Source organism: Bacteroides cellulosilyticus DSM 14838 (assembly GCF_000158035.1).
GTDB lineage: Bacteria > Bacteroidota > Bacteroidia > Bacteroidales > Bacteroidaceae > Bacteroides > Bacteroides cellulosilyticus.
In genome coordinates, this window is record NZ_EQ973490.1 from 783,769 (window position 1) to 791,221 (window position 7,453).

The 7,453-nt window shown below is 42.1% G+C and carries 5 protein-coding genes and 1 pseudogene; all 6 read right to left on the minus strand.

Going from position 1 to position 7,453, the window contains the following annotated elements; genetic code table 11:
- Nucleotides 1-9 precede the first annotated feature (9 nt).
- Nucleotides 10-900, minus strand: coding sequence for a DUF5683 domain-containing protein (locus tag BACCELL_RS25700; RefSeq protein ID WP_007211117.1), 891 nt, complete (start codon nt 898-900; stop codon nt 10-12).
- A gap of 12 nt (nt 901-912) precedes the next feature.
- A complete protein-coding gene (locus tag BACCELL_RS07705; RefSeq protein ID WP_007211118.1) occupies nt 913-1,560 on the minus strand; it encodes a response regulator in 648 nt (215 codons plus the stop codon).
- 183 nt (nt 1,561-1,743) lie between these two features.
- Nucleotides 1,744-3,687 carry a tetratricopeptide repeat-containing sensor histidine kinase gene (locus BACCELL_RS07710; RefSeq protein ID WP_157133889.1) on the minus strand — a complete coding sequence of 648 codons (1,944 nt, stop codon included), beginning with the start codon at nt 3,685-3,687 and terminating at the stop codon, nt 1,744-1,746.
- A gap of 565 nt (nt 3,688-4,252) precedes the next feature.
- On the minus strand, nt 4,253-4,954 hold the full coding sequence (locus tag BACCELL_RS07715) for a DNA alkylation repair protein (RefSeq protein ID WP_007211120.1): 702 nt from the start codon (nt 4,952-4,954) through the stop codon (nt 4,253-4,255).
- A 46-nt stretch (nt 4,955-5,000) separates the two neighbouring features.
- Nucleotides 5,001-6,995, minus strand: coding sequence for a tetratricopeptide repeat-containing sensor histidine kinase (locus BACCELL_RS07720; RefSeq protein ID WP_007211121.1), 1,995 nt, complete (start codon nt 6,993-6,995; stop codon nt 5,001-5,003).
- A 272-nt stretch (nt 6,996-7,267) separates the two neighbouring features.
- A pseudogene (locus BACCELL_RS07725) lies at nt 7,268-7,453 on the minus strand (sialate O-acetylesterase); the annotation flags it as partial.

The following is a 7,453-nucleotide window of genomic DNA, read 5'->3' on the forward strand; positions in this document are numbered from 1 at the left end:
ATAAAATCTCTAAAAATTCAAAGCAAAACTTACCCCATTACATTCGCCCACCGAGGGATACATGGCAAACTGCACAGGTCTATGCACCACCGCCCTTTTACGCCCATTCATCACAATTGCATCAATCAGATTGTAAACATAAAGAGCTGCCGCCGCACCAATACAGACATTGCGTACATTTTCCCAATTATCAGCTTTTGTGTTATATGTCTGCTGATGTTTAGGTTGTTCGTGCATCTTCTTGACGTAAGAGCTTCGCAAACTTTCGGAAACGATAATGCCACCTGCAAGCAACACCTCACCACCCAAGATACACACTCCCTTCACTGTGCTGCCTTTGTACATCTGCCCCCATCCCGGAACGATCAACGAACGTACCATTCCCCGCACACCATATTTGCGGGTAAAGGATAAACGGTCAAACCTAGGAACCGGAACATCGGCCACCCCAAACAGCACATAACAATGATAGCGCCCGCCACCCGGATAATATACATACTCCCAGTATTCATCATACTTGGTAGTAGTTACACTTATCTCTTCATTCTCTATTTTGTAATGGAAATTATAGACTGATGATTCTGTATAGGCTCCATTCTTTTGCTCCATACGAATATCAGTTTCAGCCTCCCCGCTAATCTTCCAGGCCTGCCCGATATAGCGGGAAAGGGCAAGCAGGCAATCATGCCGCGCTTTCTCCAACGACTCGTTCTCTGCTTCGACCAGTTGATAATGAAAAGTCTCATTGGTGGTTTCCGGAGTCTTACTTACCAGCCATACCGGACGCATATTCTCTGATTTTCGAAGTATTTTCTGTGCCGAGGCATCAACGAAACCAAACAAAAAACAAGACGAGACAATGGCAACCATTCTCCCGATTTTCAAAACAGTCTTTTTCATCTCTATTTATTTTCAGATCTCCAACACTCCACTCTTGATAGCCTTTATCAACATATCAGATGCATTCTTGGCTTCCAGCTTAAGCATGATCTGCTTACGGTGGAACTCCACTGTATTAACTGATATATATAATTTCGTTGCTATCTCATTACTCTTCAAACCTTCGGATATGCATTTCAGCACTTCCTGTTCGCGCTTGCTGAGTACTTGCGGCATCTCAGGAGGAAGCTTCCGAAGGCATTTCCGGAAATGGGGACAGAAATATTTACGTCCTGACAGAACAGAATAAATCGCCTCTTGCAGATTCTCCGGATCGGACTGTTTAAGAATCACTGCATCTACATCCGCCTTTACCATCCGACGGACAATCCACACTTCACTATGCATGGTTTCAATAATAATACGCATATCCGGATAGAGCAAACGTATCTGTTCTATCAGCTCAAAACCCGACATGTCCGGCAATTCTATGTCGACCATGCAAATACTGATATCGTGAGATTTAAGAAGTTCCAAAGCTTTCGCAGCACTGTCAGCCGCATAGATTTCACCTATTTCCGGACAGACTTCAAGAATGTTACGGATGCCCGCCAATACAATAGGGTGATCATCTATAAGAAGAAGATGGTATTTCGATGTATCCGATGGAAGTTGCACCATATTTCTTTTATTTATATGCTTGTGGTCAGATATTAGTCCTCCCTGTTATCATGTTTACTATTTTGTGCAAAGGAAAGGTATTTTTAATTTAAATCTACTATCATTTTCCGTAGTTTTTCAATAGACAGTTGGTAAATACTATGGTATACTTTCCGTACATGAAAACTAGTACAGAATAAATCTTTATTTAAAAGGAGCCGTAACTGTAACGCATACACCGGTCTCATCAGCAGCCACATGGAGTGTACCGTTCATACATCTGACCCTATCTTCCATCGTGCGCATCCCGATGCCTTTGGAAGAAGAGCGCTTCATAACTCCATTGCTGAATATCTCCAACCGCACATGCGCACCATCCACCAACAGTGAAATGGAAATCTGTGTGCCGGAAGAATATTTGAGAATATTATTCATGCTTTCCTGTACAATACGATACAATTCATATGCCACATTATAGGATACCAGACTCCAATCGGACGTAGAAGCATCGAATGAAAGATGCATGGATGAAGGAACATTCAGATGATCGATATAATCTGTTATAATCTCATCAATAGTGGCATCAGAAAATACGGGAGGCATTAGTTCGTGCGAAATACTACGGATATTCGCACGACTCCGCCCTAGTTTGTCCAGCAACTCACATTTGTCCTCTTCTCTATTAAAGCCCGATTTAAGTTCCATTTCCAACCCCAGAAGTTCATTGCACACCCCATCGTGCAGTTCGCGTGCCAAACGGGCACGTTCGCTCTCCATTCCGTCAATATATTTACGGCTGAGTTGTAACTTGCGTTTATACAAGAGAATGATCAAGAGGATAAGCATAAAGCTGATAAAAGCTATAAACCAAATTGTGAGCCGAAGACTGCGAAGTTCTTCCTGCTGTTGTAATTCTTTCAGACGCTTAATTTCAAGTTCTTTCTTCTGAGTATCATAGCGCACTTGCAGCTCGCTCATTTGCTTCTCCACCTCCTGTGCAGCCAGGGAATCACGCAATTCGAGAGCCTGCTCCATATATCTGTAAGCCTCATCAGGCTGTTGCAGGTTATGATAGCATTCGGCCATACGGCTGTACCACACGTAGGGAGCGGTAGGCGAATTTGTACTTATCAATCCCGTCAACTTTCGATAGAAATCCAAACTTTCCCGATATTTCTTTTCCTTTAGTAAGAGCTGGGCTTTTGTCTCATAAATACCGATAGCTTCATGGCTCGTTTCTGGTAATTCATCCAGAAAGCGGTCACATACATTCAGATAGTAACGCACCGAATCATCTTGTGCAGTAGCCTGAAAAGCGGGTAACAGCGCTGACAATACTTTTAACCGGAAACGTGGTGATTGTTGCTGGGAAGCTATTCCATAAGCCTTATGCAGATAATTGATCGCTTGATCGTATTCCCCTGTCTTTACCAACAGAGAACCGCAGATGTAGTAAGCCTGCAACCAGTCCAAAGCATCTTCCTCTTTCAGAGCATACGTAATGGCTTCTCGTGCATGTTCCTTCGCGTTTTCTAACTGTTTGAAAGAGATATACATCACGGCAATATTGGCATGCAGATTGGATACAGCACTATAATCCTTGCTTTTCATGGCTGCCTCAAGTCCCTTGCCGTAATAGTAAAGAGCAGAGTCCGGGAGGTTTATTCTGCGATAGGCGACACCCAGCGAACTGCAATTGGTCAGATAGGCTTCACTATCACCGGATTTAGAGGTGGCATCCAAAGCTGTCAGATATTGTGATGTTGCTTCCCGGATATCCCCCTCAATCATATAACAGCTTGCCAAATCAGTAAGTAACCTTCCACGGATACTGTCAAGCACTGTATTCTCTTCACAATATTTCAGTCCTTCCAGTAAATAAGGCCTTGCCGAATCGGTCTGAGCTATCCCATTGTAGGATTGCCCCAACGACAAACAGGTGATAGCTACCTTTTCGTTTTCTCCACTCTCACGATATAGTTCTAAAGCTTTTGTCAGTTTATAGGTACAACTATCTATTTCTTCATTTTCATAATGTGCACAAGCTTCCTCGTAAAGACTATCGGCTTCACTGTTCATTTGCAGATCCAAGGTGGCAGGTCTCGTACACCCTGCCAGAACAAACATCAATAAAAGTAGTAATTTCATCTTCATCACAATTTACCATACACTATAAACTCCCATTCAACATGATGATGCTATATGGAATTTCATCTTCCAGTCAGCTGAAATTGTGACAAAGTTAAGAGTCTTCATTTAAAATGAAAATTATCCGGTATATTTTTATCCGGCATTTTTACCACATATCATTTATTTTCAATCTTACTAATCACTATTTTAGATCTATTCTTTACCTGTTGGCAGAATTGATTTATTTCGATACAGTAATGAAGTTTCACCACAGAGTAACACAGAGTTTCACGGAGTCCTATTTTCTGATTTCAAATCAATTAAACTCTGTGAGACTCTGTGTTACTCTGTGGTGAACTAATTCATATCCCAGCGGAGAGGAGCGAACAGATGTTTCATATACGTCGTAACTTACTGTATAACAACACACTTGATGTTCCACCATGATCAGTCGCAGTGGAACACCAGTTCAGTCCTAGTGGGAAGTACCCTCAGTCGTAATGGGAAGGCGACACACTGATTACTTATCCGGACTTTTGCGGCGCAAATGACGAAAGTGTGGCCAACATTGTATGTCTGCCGCTTACCGCTTCATAAATTCTTTCCGTTTTTCTTCCGGAAATTTCTCTATCGCATAGCGCAACATTGTGCGAGGCATCACTTTACAATGCTTTTCAAGGAACTGCACCAGTAGGTCTTTATTCCGTTTTCCCATTTCCCGCAACATCCATCCCACGGCCTTCTGCATCAGGTCATGACGAGTGTAAAGGAAATGCTCGGAAAGAGCTAAAATATCGATGAAATCGTCGTTTTTAATCAACGCATAAGTGGAAACCACCGCTATGCGCTGATCCCAAAGCAGTTCATTTCCGGCCAAGCGATAAAGAACATCACGGGGTTTATCCTTGAGATATTCGCCCACAATACCCGGAGCAGATAAGTCTACCAGATCCCAGTTGTTGATACGGGCAGTCTGCGACAAATAGAAGTCGAATATCTCTTTTTTGCCCTTTTCATCGCACTTTTTAAAGCGTTCCACCAGCATCAGCAAGGCACACAGGCGACATTCATGCCATTCGCTTTGAAGCAACTCCGCCATTACCTCAAATGGCACATCCTTATGCCGCTTCGCCACCATACGGGTGTTGGGAACGACAATACCGAGAAACTTGTCACCTTCTCCGTATTGCCCTTTCCCTGTTTTAAAGAAATTGGGAAGATACTCCCGTTTCACCGGGTCAATGTACTGTTCCAGTTCTCGCTGTATTTCCTTTGTTATCTGCATAATATGAACTTAATAATATACAAAAATATCGCTTTTATTTTATTCTTCACATCGACACACAGAAAATAACACGGGTACCTTGAGTGTACCCTTTATCAATCCTCAGGTAGCCACCCAGCCTTTCGGCAACAATACGACAAATGGACAAACCGAGCCCTGCTCCCTGACTAAAGTTATCCAACTTCACAAAGCGCTCAAAAACACGTTCCTGTTCCTCAACGGGAATACCGATTCCGGTATCTGTAACCGTGAAAATCAATTGATTCTCTTCTTTCTTAACCTCATAGGCTAATGTAACGGAACCCTCATGAGTGAACTTCGATGCATTGCCCAACAGGTTATCAAGTACCTGCACTATATAACTATAATTACTGTTTATGATCAGCTCGTCACAGGCAGGTTCAAAAATGAGCCTTACGCCCGGATCGAAAGATGCCCCCGCCGCATCTATCGAAGCCTGGCAACAGGCATTGACATCAACAGCATTATGCTTGATTTCAACTTCACTGTCGAGAATGGAAATATCAAGGATATCACCTACCAACTTCAGCAATAACTTGCTGTTACTCTCAATCAATGCAACATACTGCCCGATGTCTTCCTTTTCATCAAGCATATCAACCAATACCCCGGAGAACCCGACAATGGAGTTAAGCGGAGTACGGATTTCATGGGACATATTCTGAATGAACATTGTTTTCAACCAATTGCTCTGTTCAGCAACTTCCTTGGCTTTACGCAGTTCCTCCTCGGCTTTGATTAATGTACGATTCTGCTCATCCAGCTTATTTTTTGCCCGATGCAACTTTGCATTGAGTTTTCTCTGTTGCCACAAAAAGATAACGACGATACATAAAAGACCTAGTACAGAGAATAAAATAGTCCGGGTATTTTGCAGTTGTTTCTTCTGAGAAATCTTTTCCAACCGTACCTTCTCAGCATTGAGCTGTTGCAAGTTCAACATGGTAGCAAACTCACTGGTAGTGATTTCTTCATTCCTTTCTTTCTCCTTCTTCTGTTCCAACAGAAAATCGCGGTACAGCCCGGCTGCTTCTTCTTTACGGTTCATATCCCAAAGAATATCCGCCTTTGTTTTTCTCAATGCCATCAAAGTTGTCAGATTGTTTTTCTTCCTCAATTCGGTTTCCCGTTCATCCAATACACTAAGAGCCTTATTATAGTTACCCACCCTCCAGTTATAATCAATCTCTACATCATACAAATAGTGTATATGACGTTTCATTGAAGGTTCTCCCATATACATTTGTCTACACTCCTCCAATGCCTTGCGGGCAGCTGCCGTATCTCCTTGCGCAAGATAGAGTGATACATAAACCAGCTTGGCCGTCACTTCATGATAAGTAGACTTAGAAGTTTTGAGTGCCTTTTTAAGCAATTCGGGAGCTTTTTCTGCTTCGCCCAGATCAATGTATATCTTTGCGGCATCACTATACTGGCAGGATATATTATATCTAAAGACATTGGCATTCTCAAAAATATCAATCTCTTTAAGCATAAACTCCTGAGATTTTTTTACTAAACCTTTAGCCGTATACACATTGGCCAATGCATAATAACACTCAGCAATACTTCCCTGCTTTTTCTCACCTTTGGCCTCCTGCAACATCTTTTCAGCTTCAAGAAGAGCAATGTTATATTCTCCCTGTATAATATAATAGTTAACCAACCTGGCAGCCCATGCCCAGTAGTAAAGTTCAGCGTTACCGACACTTCTGGCATATTGTTTTAAGCGATTTACTCCGGCTATGATGCTATCCGTGCGGTTCTCGCCCTGTCCGTAATAGTAATAGTCTACCTTGGCTCCCAAAGCTATCTTAGCCATCACCGTATCATTGCACCTGATTGCCATATCAAATAATGTATCCGATGCTGTCAGAACAATGGGATCAGTCGGATCATTAAAATACTGTTTATAGTAAGCACGCATGCTTTTAATATCGATAGAATCTATCTTTTGAGGTGAAATAGTTCCTACAACCAAATGCAAAAGAACACAGGCAAGAATCGTTTTTTTCAGCATAAGTTATTTGTCTGTTGTATGTTATACGATGATAAAGATATATTTTATCTATGAAATAAAACATCCCCCTATCTCACAAGACAGACCAATTGATGATTTTTACCTTTTTATTGCATATAATAAGCATTATTTTAGAATAACAACAGCCAATAAGTAAGCAAACGTTCGTCTTCACAGTATCTATCGCCAAGTGGCATCAAAAAGAACTCCGCTTATTATCAATAATTTACAATTGATAATAAGCGGAGCCGTCATACAACCAAACGCACTGATTATTTCTGCGTCACCCCTTTCCAATCATCCGTACGGAAAGGTGAAGCCGGGAGACCGGCACCATTATATAAGTTACAAACCGGATTGTTGGCCCATGCATAGCGCACAGCAACCGGATACGATACTTCGGGAGAACTCACCACAATCTTATCACCCTGTATTTCTGCCTTCGCCCAATGGAATTC